This window comes from Sphingomonas echinoides ATCC 14820 (assembly GCF_000241465.1).
Classification (GTDB): Bacteria; Pseudomonadota; Alphaproteobacteria; order Sphingomonadales; family Sphingomonadaceae; genus Sphingomonas; species Sphingomonas echinoides.
On sequence record NZ_JH584236.1, the window covers coordinates 50879 to 67382 of the forward strand.

A 16504-nucleotide genomic window follows, 5' to 3' on the forward strand; every position below is an offset into this window, starting at 1 on the left:
AGAGAACGTGCCGCGATAGTTCTGGCCGCCCGGAACCTCCGTTGCCGTGAGAGCAATGCCGTCGAATTGCTCTATCTGCGTTCCAGGCGCCGCACGAAATCGTCCGCCAACAATCGCCGCGAGGGCGGAAGTGGGATCTTTCACCAATAATTTGATTTGCCCCGTTCGCGCATTGGTGGCGATCGTAGCGTTTGAGCCGAGCGATGAGAGATATCCCCGCGCCTGCGCCCCTATCTCAGACTCTGATACTGGTGCAGTGCGAACATCGAGAACGCTGGCGAGTTCACCTTTGCCGGCGAACTGACGTGCGGCGTTACCGATCGCTTCGAGGTCCGCAGCTACACCATAGATAGCAACACGGAAGTCGGATCCCGTAGTCGCTTCGGCCCCAGCGAAGCCTTTGGGAAAACGTGCCGAGAGCGCGGGCGCCAGACGCCCCAACTCTCCCATGATCCGCAAACGTCGCGACGCCTCTGCAACAGTAAGGCCCTCCGTCTTCGAGAGCTGTTTGGCAGTCGCATCGTCAGGATCGTTGAACGGTTCGTCAAACGTTGCAAGTCGAATGGTTTTCGTGTTCGATACGGCATGCGCTGCCGAAATCGCGACCGAGGCGAGGACGCAGGCTGCGCCAAGCCGAAAAGCACGCTTCTTCATCACCCTTCTCCTTCAACATAGCTACTGGTTACGTACGGACCTCCACATGCTTGGAGCTGCTGATATGCCTCTGGATCGCCTTGCAGGAACTCGATCGACCCATCACCGCCGCGGATCGTAACCTGCATTCCACTTTTGAAGAGGCGGCCATCGGGTGCCTTCACTGCCTTCGCGGTGCTGTCCCACACATGACCATGAGGCCAGATCAGCGTCCGCTTTGATCCAGAAACCATAAGGTAGGTACAGTTGCCGCGGTACGACAGCCGGCCATTTAAATGTTCCGGGATCACGATATCGGTAGGTGGAGATGCCGCTACGTACGGCGCTACAGCTGAGCATGCAGAAAGTTGAATGCAGCCGGTAAATACAAACAATCCCTTGAGAGCCACGGATCGTATGATAAAGCGAAACGGCATCTCTTATCGCTCCACCTGAGCGATATCACGCGAGACGACTCTGCTAAACGATACCCTCACCGGGTCGTTTGAAATAATGCTGTATGTTGGACTTTTGTCTGGCGTCAAGCCGCTTGCGCGCAAAGCTTTGTTGACTGGTTCGCCAGCGATCCGATTTAACACTTGCGGCAAGTTTGAGCTGCTAAGGCCCGAAAGCTCACCCTTGATTTCGCATCCGGCTGATCGACAATCTACGGAAATTTGCGTGGGAGCGCCAGCCGAGGCAAATACTTCTCTGATCTTGCCTTCGGTACCCGGTGCCCATGCGAGATCGCGGCTTTGGCTGTGAAGGGAACGCCGGACCCGTTCCGGATCGCCTGAAATATCGAATGCGCTACTCTTCTCCTCTGTGGTATCGGCCACGCGTGAGGAGATAGCGCTGGGGGTCAGGGAAGGCAATGCAGAGGAGCCGGTGACCACCTGGACCTCGCCGCGCTTATCGCTATAGGATCCAGATTGACGAAGAACCAGGGAACTGACAACGCCAAGCGCCGCCAAGGCAATAGCCAAAACGCCTAGTAGCCGAGGTGACTTGCGCCTTTCCATCACCGCAGGCTCCGATTAGCTTTGATATTAATTCCAGGCTTTAACATGCGATGTGTACAGCACGTTTGCTTCAAATTGATGTCACAGCAGTTGAAGATCGCTGAAAAAGGCCTTGGTGGAGGTTGACCCGATTTGGTTTACACCAAGCTCGCCGAGCTCCGAAAGCTGCTGCATGGTGGCCTCGACCCGGTGCGGACCCGTGAACTCACCGACGAGATGAGGGCGGCAGGGTTGCCGCTGTGATGGCGCCAAACCGGCATCCTGCGTCAGCGTATCAGCATTGTGCGTCCGTCTCACCGATCGTGCGCTGCGTCTCACGCAATGTGCGTCGAGCAACGCCATCCGTCTCAACTAATCTGCGCCGAAAACTCCCCTCTATTGCGCGTTTGGTCGAGCATCATTGCAGGCCGCTATAGATAGCGTTCTGCCAGCGTGCCTCCGAGGGAAAGGGCGTCATCCCATAGCCGGCTGGCATTGCCGGAAGAGACGGCAGGAGTATCGGTATAGCTGAAATGGTCGCGAATGGGCACGCGTCGGAGTTCACGCAGAACGTCTTCCCGGTCGCATCCGGCGAAGCAGGTCACTAGAATTCCGCGATTGCCCTGGCGGATCGACAGGCTTGGGGTGCTGTCGGAATGCGCCGGGCAAAGGCACATGGCGGTTCTGCCGTGCCATGTGCCGCCAAGTGCGCCAACAAGATCGATGAGTTGCTGCGAAGGTCGTTCGGCTGTGAGGGCCATGATCGGCTCCTTTCACAACCTCGGCCCCCCTCCCCTTCTCCACGAACACCGTTTTAGTGGTTATCGGAGAAGCAAGACGGAACAGATCGCGCGATGGGTCGTGCGAGACGCGACTCTTTTCATGTCTCGAAAGCAGTTGTTGGAGCGAATAGTCCCGGCTCGAGCCGAATCGCCGTGGACTGAGAGGTTCCATCTCTGACGCTGTGCCCGCCAATCATCTTTGAGATGATTCGCGTTGCTGTGAATGCCCGTTGTCTGAGCTTCAAAGTCGGACAAGACTTGAGGATAAGTCCTCAAGCGGCGCGTGCTGGCGAGTGACTCATCTTGATTTTCGTCCGGGTTTATAGGCGAAATGATACACACGCGGATGGTCCGGGACTCGGGGGCAATAAGAGGGCTTGTCCCTGCGCACGCCGGGTCAGGTCACCCTATTTGACTAACCACCCTGCATTTGGCATATCTGTCCGGGATTAGGGGCCATTATGCGGTGCTTTTCACGAACCGTGGCCGGTTTGGGTTCAAAAAGGGGACATGCCCATGCTGTCGGGTCAGATTCTCGATGCGATGATTACCTCGTGCGAGAATGCCAAGACCGTGCTGCGACAGGCGGCCATTGATCCATCCGATCGCAAAACGCTGAACATTTCAATGGGGGCGACAGTCGCCGCTGAATTGCTCGGCCGAACGCCGGAAGCGCTTTCCAAGGCTGAGGCGCGCGGACGCTTGCCCGCCCCCAAGACGGCCACCAACGGACGCCGATTCTACACGGTCGAAGATTTGATCGCCATTCGCGAGAAGCTCGGCATCAAGATGGGTAAATTGCCCTCCGAGCGCGCGGTCGTCATCGCCGTGCAGAACTTCAAGGGCGGCGTAAGCAAATCGACGACGGGCAAGCATCTTGCAGATTACCTTGCGCTGCGGGGATATCGCGTTCTTGTTGTCGATTGCGATCCCCAGGCGTCGATGAGTGTTATGTTCGACGTCAATCTAGAGGCATTGGTGGACGAGACGCACACGCTCTCGAACTTCCTCTCCCCCAGAATCGACGAAGCCGATTCGCTGCGAAAGACGATCCAAAAGACCGCGTGGCCGAATATCGATATCTGCCCCGCCAACCTGGGCCTCCAGGACACCGAGTGGGAACTGACAGCAACCATCGAGGAGGGCCCTACCGCCATTGCCGGCGCGTTCCGCATGCTGAGAATTGGCCTGGAAGAGGTCCGGCACGACTATGACGTCGTTATCCTCGATCCTCCCCCTGCCATGGGCTTTTTGGGCGTGAACACGTTGACGGCCGCGGACGGCTTGCTGATCCCCGTGCCGGCTCGGCAACTCGATTATCTTTCGACAATCCACTTCATGCAGACCTGTCGCGAAGCGATGGACCTCGTCTCGAAGTTCGACACTTCGATCGACTACGGGTTCATTCGCGTCGTCTGCACCATGTTCCAGCCCAACAGGACCAACGAGGCTCAAATGCTTCAGGTCATGGAGAAGACCTACGCTGGCCAGATGCTGTCGACGCCGATACTCCTGTCGGAAGAGATCAAGAATGCCGGGTTGTCGATGTCGTCGATCTACGAAATCAACAAACCATATGGGTCGCACCAGACGTACACGCGGTGCCGTGACAACCTCAACATGGTGTTTCGCGAGATCGAAAAGGATATTTGCAAGCAGTGGCCGTCGCGTATGGCGCAGGTCGGCACCGACAGACTGACGGAGGCGGCATGAGCAGCGCAGGGGGCCGGCGTCGCAGCCTACTGGCGAATGCCATCGAAAGCATCGGCACGACCCCTGCCCCCACGTCCGTGGCCGAAGTCGCGGATGCCGAGGCGCTGGTCGATCGCGATAAGCCGGTCGACGAACCTTCGACGCCCTCATTCCTGGAGCGGCGTGGTATTGCGTTCGATGAAATCGCCCGCACGGTCAAACGTCCGACTATCCGTCTGAAGCCCTCGGAATGCTCCATCTGGCCGGGCAATGCTCGCGATCATGCGGCGCTGAGCCACGAACGCTGTGCCTCGCTCATTGATTCCATCCGCGAGGAGGGGACGAACCGCGAGCCGGTTGTGGTGCGGCGGACGCCGAACGCCGAGACCCCCTACGAGTTGATCGTCGGCACCCGCCGGCATTTCTCGGTTTCCTGGCTGAATGCCAACAACCATAGCGAAATCGAGCTCGTAGCGCGTATCGAGACGCTCGATGACGAGGCCGCTTTCCGGCTCGCCGATTTGGAAAATCGAGAGCGCGAGGACGTCACCGATTTGGAGCGTGCGCGCAATTACAGGCACGCTGTCGACGCATATTACAACGGGGTTCGCACGCAGATGGCCGATCGCTTGGCCATCGCCAAGCAGAACCTCCACAACCTCCTCCAGCTCGCGGAGTTGCCGGACGAGGTCGTGGCAGCGTTCGCCGAGCCCGGAGACCTCAAGGTCCGACACGGCATGCGGCTCTCGCCCCTGCTGAAGAACGAACAGCACCGCGACGCGATCATCGCCGCAGCTATAGCCCTCGGTGCCGAGCAACAGGCGCTGAAGGACGCTGGAAGCGACAAGATTGAGGGTATCAAGGTCTGTGAGCGCCTGGCCGCAGCCGCAGTGGCTCCCGCGGCGTCGAAGAAGCCTGTACCCCGTGCCAAGCCGGCCCTCACCGCCGCCTCGGGTCGCGAGATCGGACAGGTTCTTGCTGATACACGGGCCAAGGGAATTACGATCAACATCAACCCCAAGGGCACAGCGTCGGTCGACGAGATCCTCGAAGCGCTCCGCCCTGCCCTTGAGAGTGCGAAGTTCAGTCGAAATTGAGTAAAATCTAGTTTAACGCTTTATTTTCAATTAGTTGGCTCCCGGTAAAATGCGTTTTACCGATGCCACGGGACACGAGATGCAACAGGATCACCGCGAAGACGGTCAAGTAGACCTCTTTCTCCCTCAGCTGACTGCGCTTCCTCTTCGGGATCAGCGCGAAACGATGGAGCGGCCCTTTTTCTCGCTGTCGAAGCGCAAGCGACTCAAGCCGATCGACTATGTCAGTCCGGATCGTAAGATCACCGTCCATGTCTCCGCTAATTCGGAATATGGTCTGGCGACTATCTACGACCTCGACATACTGATTTACTGCGCGTCAGTTTTGATCGAGCACAAGCGGCGAGGTGCCAACGACATCCCGCAGACGCTCCACGTCGTCCCATACGACATGCTGAAGACTCTGAAGCGCGAGGTTGGTGGACGCGCTTACGATCTTCTGGGCAATGCCCTCGACAGGCTCCAATCGACCACGGTGAAGACGAACATCCGCTCAGGAGATGCCGTCGAGACCACCTTCTCCTGGATCGACAGTCACAGCCAGCTTAAGGATCGGTCCGGAAACGTGCGGGGAATGAGAATTACCCTCGCGAAATGGTTCTACGACGGGGTGTTGATGGACGGCGGCGTGCTCGCCATCGATCCGGCTTATTTCTCGCTCACAGGCGGGCGCGAACGCTGGCTCTATCGGGTCGCGCGCAAACATGCGGGTGGGGCCGGAAGCGACGGTTTCGCCATCTCGATGCCAACGCTCTTCGAGAAATCCGGCGCGGAAGGCGATTATCGGCGCTTCAAGTTCGAGATGACCAAGATCGCTCGGGAGAACGATCTGCCAGGCTACTCCCTGGACATCGAACAGCGTGACGATGCCGAACCGCTGCTGCGCATGACCAGGCGCGATCGCGAGCCGTCCGAGGAGGGCAAGCCCTCCCCTGCCCTCGCCCAAGCCTCGCCTGCGGCCGTCAAGGAAAAGGCGCCCGAGGAACCGGCTATCTCCTTCCCCTCGAGCGGGCATATCTCGCATTCGGCATTCGGTGCGATCGCCCGCGCCAACCTGCCCAGCCCCCAACGCGACCACGGTCTCGTTGGAGACGATTTCCGGAACTTCCTCCGGCAGCGCGAGATAGCGTTCGACGCGAAGAACATCACACAGATATTCGCGACCTTTTGCGCGAAGCAGCGTCCGGTCAACTGATCGACGCCGTAGGCGCAATCCGCCAAAACGGTCTTTCAGGAACAGGGTCGAGAATGGCTCGCGCGCGCACGTCAACTTATCCGTGTGGACCGTTCCCGAAGTAACGAGCCGGGCCCCGGACCCGTCTGTATGGCGCCCCATCAAATGTGCGTGGGCTGCGAAGATCCAACCACGCGCGATCCTTTGCCAGCCTTCTTCTCGGATGAGCTTTGCCGGGCACAGCTGCGCCAGCGGGAGGATCGCCCGTTCCACCTCTCCAGGCAGCCGTCACGGTACTTAGAGAACGGCGCTTATAGGGTGGGATTTGTGATCAGATTGCCCGGATCTGATAGCTGAATCACTGACCGGCTGACGCCGGTAGGATCAAGCGGTGGGGCTGAAGCCGTCCTTGTGGGTATGTCGGTCGAGGTAACGCATGATGATGTCATCGGTGATGTTGCCGGATGTGGTCGAGAAGTAGCCGCGCTGCCAGAAGCGTTGGCCCCAATATCGTTTGCGGATGTGCTCGAATTCCTGTTGGATCTTGCGGGATGAGCGCCCCTTGGCCCGGCGCACGAAGTCGCTGACCGAGACGTGCGGCGGGATTTCGACGAACATGTGTACGTGGTCCTTCGACAGCGCGCCGTTTATGATCTTCACGCCCATCTCGGCACAGACCTGACGGATGATCTCGCGCACCCGTAGCCGAACATCGCCGATCAGCACCTTGTACCGATACTTCGGCGCCCAAACGAGATGGTAGCGATGATGGAATGTGGTGTGACAACCGGACCGATACGCCATAGCCTGTAACCTCGGGAAAAGCGGAAGCCGCCTTCGGCGGCTTCCGCTTTTCCCGAGGTTACAGGCTAGCACGCGAGTCTGTGGCTGAAGCCAGTATCCGACTGAAGTCGGAGGGGTTCCTCCTTGCTAGAGGACTCTAAAGGTCAAACTGTCGACGCTCCAAAGAGGCTGGGGAGGGGAGGGGGAGTCATCCTCGCTGCTTCGATGCCGTTCCTGAAATACCGTGAATGCCTCGACTGCAAACGCCTCCGGGAGCGCTAGACATCCACAATCGGCGCCCATCGCCTGGCCAAGCCCCGTTCTCAATGTACCGTCGAGATCACTGGCCGGCTCCCGAGAAACCTCGAAACTTCGCGGTCCAGGCAGCCGAGCGGGATGCGCTCAAGGCAACAAAACGTCGAGATCATCGCCGTTTTAGGTCAGTTCCGCAGGGTCCCGTTCCTAAAAGACCGTCAATGATTCGCCCAAGGACTCGGGAGGGCCGCGGAAATGCCGCTCGACTCCTCCGAACACAGAGCGGCCTCGCCTGACGCCTATAGTTCGACAACGAGCGCTGCCGGGTGTAACATGCCTGAAAGGCACGGAAAACAGCCACTTTGCGGACGAGTAAAACGCGTTTTACTCCCTTGGAGACGTCCTGTGGCCCGCGCCGTGCCCACGGTATTTCAGGAACGGGGCACGGTACATGAGGAACCGAATCACGGTTCAATGGGAACGCCCCGCAGGGTATTTCAGGAACGGCCAAACGGTATAATGGGAACGGCGCTGAACTCCCGACTCGCGCTGAATCGGCGAGTCGCGAAAGATCCATCCACAGCTTAACTTTTTATCCTATTCTCTAAAGAGATTAACACGCCTGCGGCGCTCCCTTCTTTTGAAGAATTGATTGGGAAGAAGGGGAAGGGACGATCGCCGCGCACTAAGCACGTCGTCCACCCAAAAAGCTCCGTCGCGTGCGTCGCCTCACACACCCGACCGCAGATCGACGTCGATTATCGCGGCGCCTAGACTCCTTGCAAGCCAGCCATCGCGGAGCACCTCACTACGCTCAGGTCGCCGAGGGCACCGTGACAGGAGCCATTTTCCAAGACCCGAACGAAGTCCGACCTGCACTGAGCGCCGCCAGCAGCCCGCACAGCGTGTTTCCGCTCTCGGCTATCCCCACGGCAAGCAAAGCGCCCAGAAGGCCGCTGTGGGGCCTTCCTGCCAAGCCTGATCACGAGAAGCATGCCGTTGTGGGTCAGAGAACCCGTGGACTGGACATTGCAGCTACCGCCTTCAACTATCGATAGACGATAGCCGCCGACTGCAGAGCTCGTGTTTCACCACTGGGACAAGGGGAACGAGACCGCGCTCGCCGGCAAATCAGTTCTTGCTGCATCCAGCGCTATGAATTGCGAACAGGGGAGGGGAGGCAGCTACCCCTTTGGTGAAAGGTTTGCCGGCGCACCTCGGTAGAGAGGCCCCGGCCAGCCGACGACATTCCAATCGTTCGACAGAAGGATGCTCCGGTTGATAGACCGGTTCATCAGACCGGGCGGCAAGCGAAAGATCCTCCTGCGGACTGTCGTTCACAAACTCTCGGCGCGATGCTGGAGAAGCTTGTCGATGTTCTCCATCTCGCGATCGAAGGCATCGAAGACCTCCGACAGCTCGCGGCTCGCTGGCGGGGGAGGGACCATGTTGCGCGGCCGTCCACGCTTGGGCGCTGCAAAGCCAAACTCGATGGCAAGGTCCGTGCTCAGGAACACGCGCCAGGTCCGCCGCTGGGTGATCTCCACGAGCAAGCCGCAGTCGACGGCACGGCCCAGCAGTTTGCTCGCGCCGGCAACGCTCATGCTGAGCAGCTCCGCCAGCGACTGAGGCGAGAGCAGTGGCCGGTGATGGAGGAGGGCCGCGAGCCCCGGGAGGTGGCCAGGTCGATATTCCGCGACGATCGCATGCTGGGCCGCGCGATGGAGCTTTTCCAGCTCGTGCAACCGTGCGAGGTTTGCGGTGGCGCTTGCCTCAAGGCTGCGCATGGCCGCATACCAGTCCTCGTCTCCGACAGTTCGCTTCAGCCTAAACGCCTTCACGCCGCCCACGAGGCAGGGCAGGGGAGTGGTCACCATCCCCTTGTCGCGCAGAGCGAAGGGCAGCGAGAGCCAGGGCAGGGCGGTGCTGTCGAGACGCGCATGCTGGCGGACCCGATCGAGCGCGCGGATCAGCGGCGAATGGTCCGCGGCTATCTCGATCTCGCCGATCGCGGTCGGGAGCGCGTCGCGCCAGGCGAGGGGGTCGGGATCGCGCAGCGCCGCTTCCCAGGCGGGAAAGCGATCGAACAGGTCGAGGTTGGTCGACCGCAGCGGCCGGCCGGGGATTTGCAGCCCGCAGCCCCAGGAAAATACGTCAATTTCGTCGATCTCGGCCGATTGCAGTTGCAGGGCCCGGGTGTAGCCACTCCAGGCGGCGCGGCGTGCCCAGGCCGATGCCACCGAACTAACGCAAAACCGGGCATCGAGACGCGTAATGGCGGCCGTGCAGGAGGCGATCGCGGAGACCATCTTCGCGCTGTAGGCGGGGCCGTAGCGGCTGTTCGAGAGAGGCGCGTCCACGCCGTCTTTTAACCCAGAGCTGCTCTCAGTCAAATTGGCTCGTATGCGTAGTCGTGATAATGGGAGATTATCACGACCCTATTATTATGAGAAGGACCGGGCTATGTCTCGCCGTCATGGCGAAAACGGCCCTCACCCGCAGGCAAAGCACGCCGCCCGCCGGCGCCGACGACGTCGTGGGCGAGGTCCGCGCGCTGGCTATCGACAAGGCGGCGGTCGATCCGCAGGTCATCGCGGCCGCGGCGCGGGCCTGGTCGCCGAACACGATCCGCGCGTTCCTTTCCGACATGAAGCTCTGGGATGCTTGGTGCCGGCGCACCCGAGTGCGGGCAGGGGAGGCGACCGCCGAGACCGTCGCGGCCTATGTCCGCGCGCTGTCGGGTCAGGATCATGATGAGGCGACGCGGGCGACGCCGCAGAGGGCGGCCGCGACGATCGCGCGCTATCTCGTCAATATCGGCTGGGCCTATCGCATGGCGGGGCTGGACGATCCGACCGCAGCCCCGCTCGTGCAGCTCGAGCACAAGGCGGCGCGCAAGCTTCTCGGCACCCGCCAGACGCAGGCGCGGGGTATCCGCTACAAGGGCGATGTCAGCGATCTCGACGCGCCGGCGAGCGGCGTGAGCCTCGCGGTCCTCCTCAAGGCCACGCGCCGCGATCTCCTGGGCGCGCGCGATCGCGCGCTACTGCAGGTCAACTATGATACCGGCTGCCGGCGCTCCGAACTCGCGGCGATGCGTATCGAGCATATCGACGGGCCCGACGTCGACGGGGCAGGGGTGGTCGAGATCGGCCGCAGCAAGACCGATCAGGAAGGGCAGGGGGCTCTCGCCTATCTCTCGCCCGCGACCATGCGCGCGATCGCTGAATGGTGCGACAAGGCCGGGATTGCGCGCGGGGCCCTGTTCCGGCGCGTCGAAACCTGGTTCGATGGCTCGATCCGCGGTGTGGGAGAGGAGGCGCTCAACCCCGGCACGATCACGCTCATCTACAAGCGGTTGATCCGCCAGGCATTCGACAAGAAACTGCTGGGGGCGATGAGCGAGGCCGAGCTCGAGCGCTGGGTCGCGGCCGTGTCGAGCCATTCGATCCGGGTTGGCGTGGCGCAAGACAATTTTGCGGCAGGAGAGAGCCTGCCCGCCATCATGCAGGCCTATCGCTGGCGCGATCCCAAGACGGTCATGCGCTATGGCGCGAAGCTGGCGGCCAAGAGCGGAGCGAGTGCGCGTCTCGCGAAGCGTTTCGGCGGTGAATGACAGGTTTTAGCTGTCCGCGTTTGGACAGTCGCAAACCGATGACCTGGCGCGGTTGGGCAGTGAGCGACACCGACATGCCTCAACGACCGAAGAAGCGAGCTCGCCGTCGGGCCGGCCCTAGCGCGCACCGATGGGGGCGAAGCCGCCGACCGGCGGGAACGCCTGTGCGCACTGCGACGTTCTTCTCGTCAGCGCGAGCATGCGTGACTGAACCTCTCCGGCTCGAAACCAAATCCCAAAGTGGAGGGCGGCATGGCCCGCATGTCGAGCGATTTCTTCGTCCAGCGCCTCAAGGATTGGGGCGTGAGCCGAATCTACGGCTATTCTGGCGATGGCATCAATGGCGTGCTGGGGGCGCTCCAGCGCGCCGAGAAGGAAGGCTCGGGCATCGAGTTCATCCAGGTCCGCCACGAGGAGATGGCGGCCTTCATGGCGACGGCGCATGCGAAATTCACCGGCGAGCTCGGCGTCTGCCTGTCGACCGGCGGTCCGGGCGCGACCCACCTGATCACCGGGCTCTATGACGCCAAGCTCGACCATGTCCCGGTCCTCGCGATCGCGGGCCAGGCCGAGAGCACCGTGCGCGGTGCAAGCTATCAGCAGGAGCTCAATCTCGACCGACTGTTTGCCGACGTCGCCGCCTATGTGCAGGAGGCGAGCGCGCCGGCGCAGGTCCGCCATGTGACCGATCGCGCGATCCGGATCGCGGTCGCGGGCAACGCGGTCTCAACCATCGTGCTGCCCAAGGACATACAGGATACGAAATATGAGGAGCCGGGCCAGGCGCACGGCTTCACCCGCTCGGGCACCGGCTATGCACATCCGATCGTCGTCCCGCAGCCCGCCGATCTCGCGCGCGCGGCGGAGGTACTGAATGCAGGCGCCAAGGTCGCTATCCTGATTGGGGCGAGAGCCCGCGGCGCGTCGGCCGTGGTGACCGAGGTCGCCGACCTGCTTGGCGCCGGCGTCGCCAAAGCGTTGCTCGGCAAGGATGTCCTGCCTGACGATCTGCCGTTCGTGACCGGGGCGATCGGCTTGCTCGGGACCAAGCCATCGTCCGACCTCATGCGCGAGTGCGACACGCTTCTGCTGATCGGCACGGGCTTTCCCTGGGCCGAGTTCCTGCCGAAAGACGGGCAGGCGAGGGCCGTGCAGGTCGACATCGACGCATCGATGCTGGGGCTGCGCTACCCCGTCGAGGTCAACCTGCATGGAGATGCGGCCGAAACGCTGAAAGCGCTGATCCCGCTGCTCCAGCGCAAGGATGATCGCAGTTGGCGCGAAGGCATCGAGAAGGCGACTGCGCAGTGGTGGCAGACGCTCGAGGAACGCGCCATGGCGGAAGCAAAGCCCGTCAATCCCCAGCGCGTGGTCTGGGAAATGTCGCCGCGTCTGCCCGCCGACGCGATCGTCACCTCGGATTCGGGCTCATGCGCCAACTGGTACGCGCGCGACTATCGCGTGAAGGTCGGGCAGCGTGCCTCTCTCTCGGGCGGTTTAGCCTCTATGGGCGCTGCGGTTCCCTATGCGATCGCGGCCAAGTTTGCTTATCCTGATCGGCCCGTCGTGGCGCTGGTCGGCGACGGCGCAATGCAGATGAACAATCTGGCCGAACTCATCACCGTCCAGAAATATTGGAAGCAGTGGCGCGATCCGCGCTTCATCGTCTGCGTCTTCAACAACGGCGATCTCAACGAGGTCACGTGGGAACAGCGGGTGATGGAAGGCAATCCGCGTTTCCCGACGACGCAGGATATTCCGGACGTCCCCTACGCGCGCTTCGCGGAATTGCTGGGGCTTGGCGGCATCTACGTCGATGATCCATCCGCGCTTGGGCCGGCGTGGGAAGTTGCGCTCTCCGCCGATCGCCCGACGCTCATCGAGGTGAAGACCGATCCCGAGGTCGTGCCGTTTCCACCGCAACTGACGCTCGAGCAGGCCAAGGGTCTGATGAGTTCGATGGTGATGGGAGACAAGGGCCTGGGCACGATGATCGCCGACACGGCGCGCCAGCTCCTGGTAACTGAGCTGGCCCCTGTTTTGACCGGACGGATTTAAGCCTATGAAGGAGGCTTGGGGCTATCCCCTGAGCATAGGCTTATGTCCGTGTCCGAGATCATCACCGACGGCGGTCGTCGTCGTCACTGGGGTGCTACCGAGAAGCTGAGGATCGTCGAGGAGACGCTCGATGGTCGCGAGAGCATCTCAGTGGTGGCGCGCCGCAATGGCGTGGCGCCGAACCTGCTGTACCGCTGGCGGCGGTTGATGCTGGAAGGCGGAAGCGTCGCGGTTGCCGGCGACGATGACGTGACCAGCAACCGCCAGGTCCGCGAGATGGACAACCGCATCCGCGAACTGGAGCGCCAGCTTGGCCGCAAGACGCTGGAGGTCGAGATCCTCAAGGAGGCGCTGGAGCGCTCGCGCCCAAAAAAAGCGAGCTTGCTCATGCACTCGCCGCTGCCGGAGACTATCCGGTGAGCCTGGTCGCCAGCACGCTCGGCGTCGGGCGCTCGACGGTGTACGACCGCCTGACCGGTCGCACCAGGACGCGTGGGTCCTACACCAAGGCCGGGGACGCAGATCTGCTGCCCCGTATCCGCCAGATCGCCGCGCAGCGGCCAACATACGGCTACCGCCGCATCGCGGCGGTCCTCAATCGACAGCTTCGCACCGAAGGGCTGGCGTCGGCCAACCACAAACGGGTCTACCGCATTATGGCGGCGGACCGCCTGCTGCTAGCGCGGCGCTACACCGAGCGGCCCGACTACGGGCATGAGGGCGTCGTGGTGGCGATCCGCTCCAACCTGCGCTGGTGCTCGGACGGCTTTGAGTTCACCTGCTGGAACGGCGAGGTCGTGCGCGGCGCTTTCATCATCGACGCCCACGACCGCGAGATCATCGCCTTTGCCGCCGTCGCCAACGCCGGCATCAGCGGCTCGCACATACGCGACATCATGCTGGAAGCCGTGGAAACCCGCTTCGGCGGCATACGTGCGATCACGCCGGTCGAGATGCTGTCCGACAACGGCTCGGCGTATACCGCTCGCGAGACGCGCACCTTTGCCCGGCAGCTCGGGCTCAAGCCCTGCTTCACGCCTGTCCGCAGCCCGCAGTCCAACGGCATCTCCGAGGCCTTCGTGCACACGCTCAAACGCGATTACGTCCGCGTCTCGCCTCTGCCCGATGCGCTCACCGCGTTGACATCACTGGCCGGATGGATCGAGGACTACAACGACAACCACCCGCACTCAGGACTCAAAATGCGTTCGCCGCGCGAGCATCGCGCACTGGTTTCTGCAACCGCTTAAATCCGTCCGGCGAAACGGGGGCCAGATCAGTAACTAATGCGCGATTCAGCGGTTAATGGACCGTCAGCATCTTGCTGCTAGGTGGTCGGCATGCCCCAAGCGACACTTCAGGCCTGGCTTTCACTCTATGCCGCGGTCGGCGTCATGGTGGCGCTGTGCGCTGTCCTCGCGATGATAAAGACCGCCTACGATTATCGTCTGGGAACTAGGAAACTCCCAACTGCGACCGTCCTCGATAAGGTACTCGTTGCACCCCGGTTGTGGATACGTTGGCAGATCAACTATCTGCTCGGCGCGCCGGCGATCCTCGGAATTGCGATCTATTACGCGCACTACCTCGGGTTCGATACTCTTGTAGATGTGTAAGCGAGTAACTGGACCCCCCTGCCCCGGAATTCCTGTCGACCCACTGCCAAACCGGCGGTCTGAATCGATGCTGTCCTGAACGATCCGGTGCTCCACCCTCGAGTGATCGCTGCGACATAGTCCATCGTCTCGCGAAACGGCGGAATACGGCGCATCGATCGAACGCGTCCTGGACCTGCATTGTACGCGGCCAAGGCTAGATCGACCCGCTTGAACTCATCCAGATGCGCGCGGAGGTATCTGGCCCCTCCCCTCAGGTTCGACAACGGATCTCTCGAATTGAAAACCCCAAGTCCACGCGCTGTACCGGGCATCAATTGGGTAAGGCCAACGGCGCCCTTCGGTGATACGATCAATGGGTCATAGCGGCTTTCCTGGGCCACCAGTGCATCGAAAAGCCCGACTGGCACACCAGCTTCGCACGCCACGGCCTGGATCAAGGGGTAATATTGAGCCCGCCGAGCTTCGAGCCAGCCTGGAAAATCGCCGCGTGGACGGTAGGGTGTGATTGAGCAAGCCTGTGGGGTGTAGAGATAACTTGCCATATCGGACATCGCTGCCCGGCCAGCTCCCCCCGAAACCTGGCCAGTCTGCATCCAAAGGGGCACCGATATATGCGACGTGCTTATTGCCTCCTCTTGGGGTTCCATTACGGGGCTGCCGAATGATCTGAAGTCATTGCCTAAAACGGCTTCCATGCTTGGTACTGGCGGCGTTCCGTCTGTTGGCATACCCCGCATTCTCGGGCCCACATCGATGACGGCTTCAACTGCCTGCCCATCAAATGTCATTACCTCGGCCTGCTTAGCTGCCGATGTTTGCGCCCATAGCAGTGCCATAACACTACCCACTACGCATAAGCTCGAGTTCGATCGCGTGTTCATCGATCATTGAACATCATGTTTCGATCAACCGCACAACGTGGAAAAAAATTCCACTATCTCCCAGTGCTTGATCCAGACTAGGTCAGGCAAACCCCCGTGGGTAGCAGCTAGCTCACAGATATCTGCTGGTTGGGTATCAGCTAGCTATCACATAGGTAGCGGTTGCCAAACTGCTAGAGAGCGGCTAGCTATCCAGTCGTTCGAACTATCACAGGATCGGTCATGGCTGCTGTCGTAGCATTCGTCTCACAAAAAGGCGGTGTAGGAAAAAGCACCTTGGCAAGAGCCCTTGCTCGCGAGGCGGCGGCAGGCGAACTGCGGGTTAAAATCGCCGATCTCGATACTCAACAGGGCACTTCGGTCGATTGGCACCGAGCACGCCTTGGCATCTCCATCGAGCCGATTGTGTCGGTTGAGGCATTCAAAACCGCGTCTCAGGCCCTGGCCGCTGCAGACGGCTTCGATCTGCTTATCATCGACGGCCCCGCTCGGACCAGCAAAGCTACACTTGAAATTGCACGGTCATCGTCACTCGTGGTTCAACCCACCGGCGCATCCTTGGACGATCTCAGGCCTGCCGTCCGCGAATACCATGCCCTTGTTAAGGAGGGTATCCCGACTGGACGGCTCGTTTTTGCGCTCAACCGCATTGGAACTTCGGCTGAAGAAAATGACGCGCGGGCGTATTTGACCGAAGCGGGGTATAATGTCCTCGACGGTTCGATCGTGGAACGACCAGCATACCGGCAAGCGCAGAACCAAGGCCTGTCAATTACCGAAACCAAATTCTCCGGCCTTAACCAGCGTGCTGATACTCTGATCCAATCCCTAATCGACAAAGTAGCGGGGTGAATGATGGCCGATATCTCGAAGCTAAAGAAGGCTACTCGTTTGGGTTCACCCCCACCAATCA

The 16504-nt window shown here is 61.0% G+C and carries 13 protein-coding genes and 1 pseudogene; 8 read left to right on the forward strand and 6 right to left on the reverse strand.

Annotation, left to right across the window (positions count from 1 at the left end; all coding sequences use genetic code 11):
* The 3 genes and pseudogenes from ON00_RS20965 to ON00_RS20345 form a co-directional block, all read right to left on the reverse strand.
* Positions 1 to 654, reverse strand: a 654-nt coding sequence (locus ON00_RS20965) for a hypothetical protein (protein ID WP_010408835.1), incomplete at its 3' end; no start/stop codon positions are given.
* Positions 654 to 1070 carry a hypothetical protein gene (locus ON00_RS20720; protein WP_125962616.1) on the reverse strand — a complete coding sequence of 139 codons (417 nt, stop codon included), beginning with the start codon at positions 1068 to 1070 and terminating at the stop codon, positions 654 to 656. The genes ON00_RS20965 and ON00_RS20720, both read right to left, overlap by 1 nt.
* A gap of 998 nt (positions 1071 to 2068) precedes the next feature.
* A pseudogene (locus tag ON00_RS20345) lies at positions 2069 to 2395 on the reverse strand (DUF7146 domain-containing protein); the annotation flags it as partial.
* A gap of 537 nt (positions 2396 to 2932) precedes the next feature.
* Between ON00_RS20345 and ON00_RS18745 the strand changes: the two are divergent.
* The 3 genes from ON00_RS18745 (at position 2933) to ON00_RS18755 (ending at position 6400) form a co-directional block, all read left to right on the forward strand.
* On the forward strand, positions 2933 to 4129 hold the full coding sequence (locus ON00_RS18745) for an AAA family ATPase (protein ID WP_029623213.1): 1197 nt from the start codon (positions 2933 to 2935) through the stop codon (positions 4127 to 4129).
* Complete coding sequence (locus ON00_RS18750; RefSeq protein WP_010408848.1) at positions 4126 to 5205, forward strand: ParB/RepB/Spo0J family partition protein; 1080 nt, start codon at positions 4126 to 4128, stop codon at positions 5203 to 5205. Before ON00_RS18745 ends, ON00_RS18750 begins: the two co-directional genes overlap by 4 nt.
* 79 nt (positions 5206 to 5284) lie before the next feature.
* The gene (locus ON00_RS18755; protein WP_029623214.1) at positions 5285 to 6400 is read left to right on the forward strand and encodes a replication initiator protein A; all 1116 of its coding nucleotides are present in this window, start codon (positions 5285 to 5287) and stop codon (positions 6398 to 6400) included.
* A 363-nt stretch (positions 6401 to 6763) separates the two neighbouring features.
* Here ON00_RS18755 and tnpA read toward each other — a convergent pair whose 3' ends face one another.
* Both tnpA and ON00_RS18765 read right to left on the reverse strand, forming a co-directional pair.
* A complete protein-coding gene (gene tnpA, locus ON00_RS18760; RefSeq protein WP_010408862.1) occupies positions 6764 to 7183 on the reverse strand; it encodes an IS200/IS605 family transposase in 420 nt (139 codons plus the stop codon).
* Positions 7184 to 8754: 1571 nt separating this feature from the next.
* Positions 8755 to 9777, reverse strand: coding sequence for a hypothetical protein (locus ON00_RS18765; RefSeq protein ID WP_010408864.1), 1023 nt, complete (start codon positions 9775 to 9777; stop codon positions 8755 to 8757).
* Between the two features lie 116 nt (positions 9778 to 9893).
* Here ON00_RS18765 and ON00_RS18770 point away from each other — a divergent pair, with 116 nt between their 5' ends.
* The 4 genes from ON00_RS18770 to ON00_RS18790 all read left to right on the forward strand — a co-directional run bounded on the left by ON00_RS18770 (position 9894) and on the right by ON00_RS18790 (position 14707).
* Positions 9894 to 11033 carry a tyrosine-type recombinase/integrase gene (locus ON00_RS18770; protein WP_010408866.1) on the forward strand — a complete coding sequence of 380 codons (1140 nt, stop codon included), beginning with the start codon at positions 9894 to 9896 and terminating at the stop codon, positions 11031 to 11033.
* Between the two features lie 252 nt (positions 11034 to 11285).
* Positions 11286 to 13091, forward strand: coding sequence for a thiamine pyrophosphate-requiring protein (locus ON00_RS18775; protein WP_010408867.1), 1806 nt, complete (start codon positions 11286 to 11288; stop codon positions 13089 to 13091).
* Positions 13092 to 13133: 42 nt separating this feature from the next.
* Positions 13134 to 14341 (forward strand): IS3 family transposase gene (locus ON00_RS18785; RefSeq protein WP_245535644.1). Its coding sequence is split into 2 segments (ribosomal slippage): positions 13134 to 13458 and positions 13458 to 14341, totalling 1209 coding nucleotides; the frame shifts between segments, so codons are not numbered across the junction.
* Positions 14342 to 14431: 90 nt separating this feature from the next.
* Complete coding sequence (locus ON00_RS18790) at positions 14432 to 14707, forward strand: hypothetical protein (protein ID WP_010408871.1); 276 nt, start codon at positions 14432 to 14434, stop codon at positions 14705 to 14707.
* On the opposite strand, the gene ON00_RS21380 is transcribed toward ON00_RS18790, so the two are convergent.
* Positions 14674 to 15591 (reverse strand): lytic transglycosylase domain-containing protein, encoded by a 918-nt coding sequence (locus ON00_RS21380; RefSeq protein ID WP_171007652.1) that lies wholly within the window; start codon positions 15589 to 15591, stop codon positions 14674 to 14676. The genes ON00_RS18790 and ON00_RS21380 overlap by 34 nt on opposite strands.
* Positions 15592 to 15813: 222 nt before the next feature.
* On the opposite strand from ON00_RS21380, the gene ON00_RS18795 reads away from it, so the two are divergent.
* Positions 15814 to 16443, forward strand: a complete 630-nt coding sequence (locus ON00_RS18795) for a ParA family protein (RefSeq protein ID WP_029623217.1) — start codon at positions 15814 to 15816, stop codon at positions 16441 to 16443.
* The last annotated feature ends 61 nt before the right edge of the window (positions 16444 to 16504 follow it).

Excerpts from the sequence above, each read along its gene's own strand:
- ON00_RS20720 (WP_125962616.1), bottom strand. The coding sequence starts at position 1,070 with ATGCCGTTTCGCTTTATCATACGATCCGTGGCTCTCAAGGGATTGTTT.
- ON00_RS18745 (WP_029623213.1), top strand. The coding sequence starts at position 2,933 with ATGCTGTCGGGTCAGATTCTCGATGCGATGATTACCTCGTGCGAGAAT.
- ON00_RS18750 (WP_010408848.1), top strand. The coding sequence starts at position 4,126 with ATGAGCAGCGCAGGGGGCCGGCGTCGCAGCCTACTGGCGAATGCCATC.
- ON00_RS18755 (WP_029623214.1), top strand. The coding sequence starts at position 5,285 with ATGCAACAGGATCACCGCGAAGACGGTCAAGTAGACCTCTTTCTCCCT.
- tnpA (WP_010408862.1), bottom strand. The coding sequence starts at position 7,183 with ATGGCGTATCGGTCCGGTTGTCACACCACATTCCATCATCGCTACCAT.
- ON00_RS18770 (WP_010408866.1), top strand. The coding sequence starts at position 9,894 with ATGGCGAAAACGGCCCTCACCCGCAGGCAAAGCACGCCGCCCGCCGGC.
- ON00_RS18775 (WP_010408867.1), top strand. The coding sequence starts at position 11,286 with ATGGCCCGCATGTCGAGCGATTTCTTCGTCCAGCGCCTCAAGGATTGG.
- ON00_RS18790 (WP_010408871.1), top strand. The coding sequence starts at position 14,432 with ATGCCCCAAGCGACACTTCAGGCCTGGCTTTCACTCTATGCCGCGGTC.
- ON00_RS21380 (WP_171007652.1), bottom strand. The coding sequence starts at position 15,591 with ATGAACACGCGATCGAACTCGAGCTTATGCGTAGTGGGTAGTGTTATG.
- ON00_RS18795 (WP_029623217.1), top strand. The coding sequence starts at position 15,814 with ATGGCTGCTGTCGTAGCATTCGTCTCACAAAAAGGCGGTGTAGGAAAA.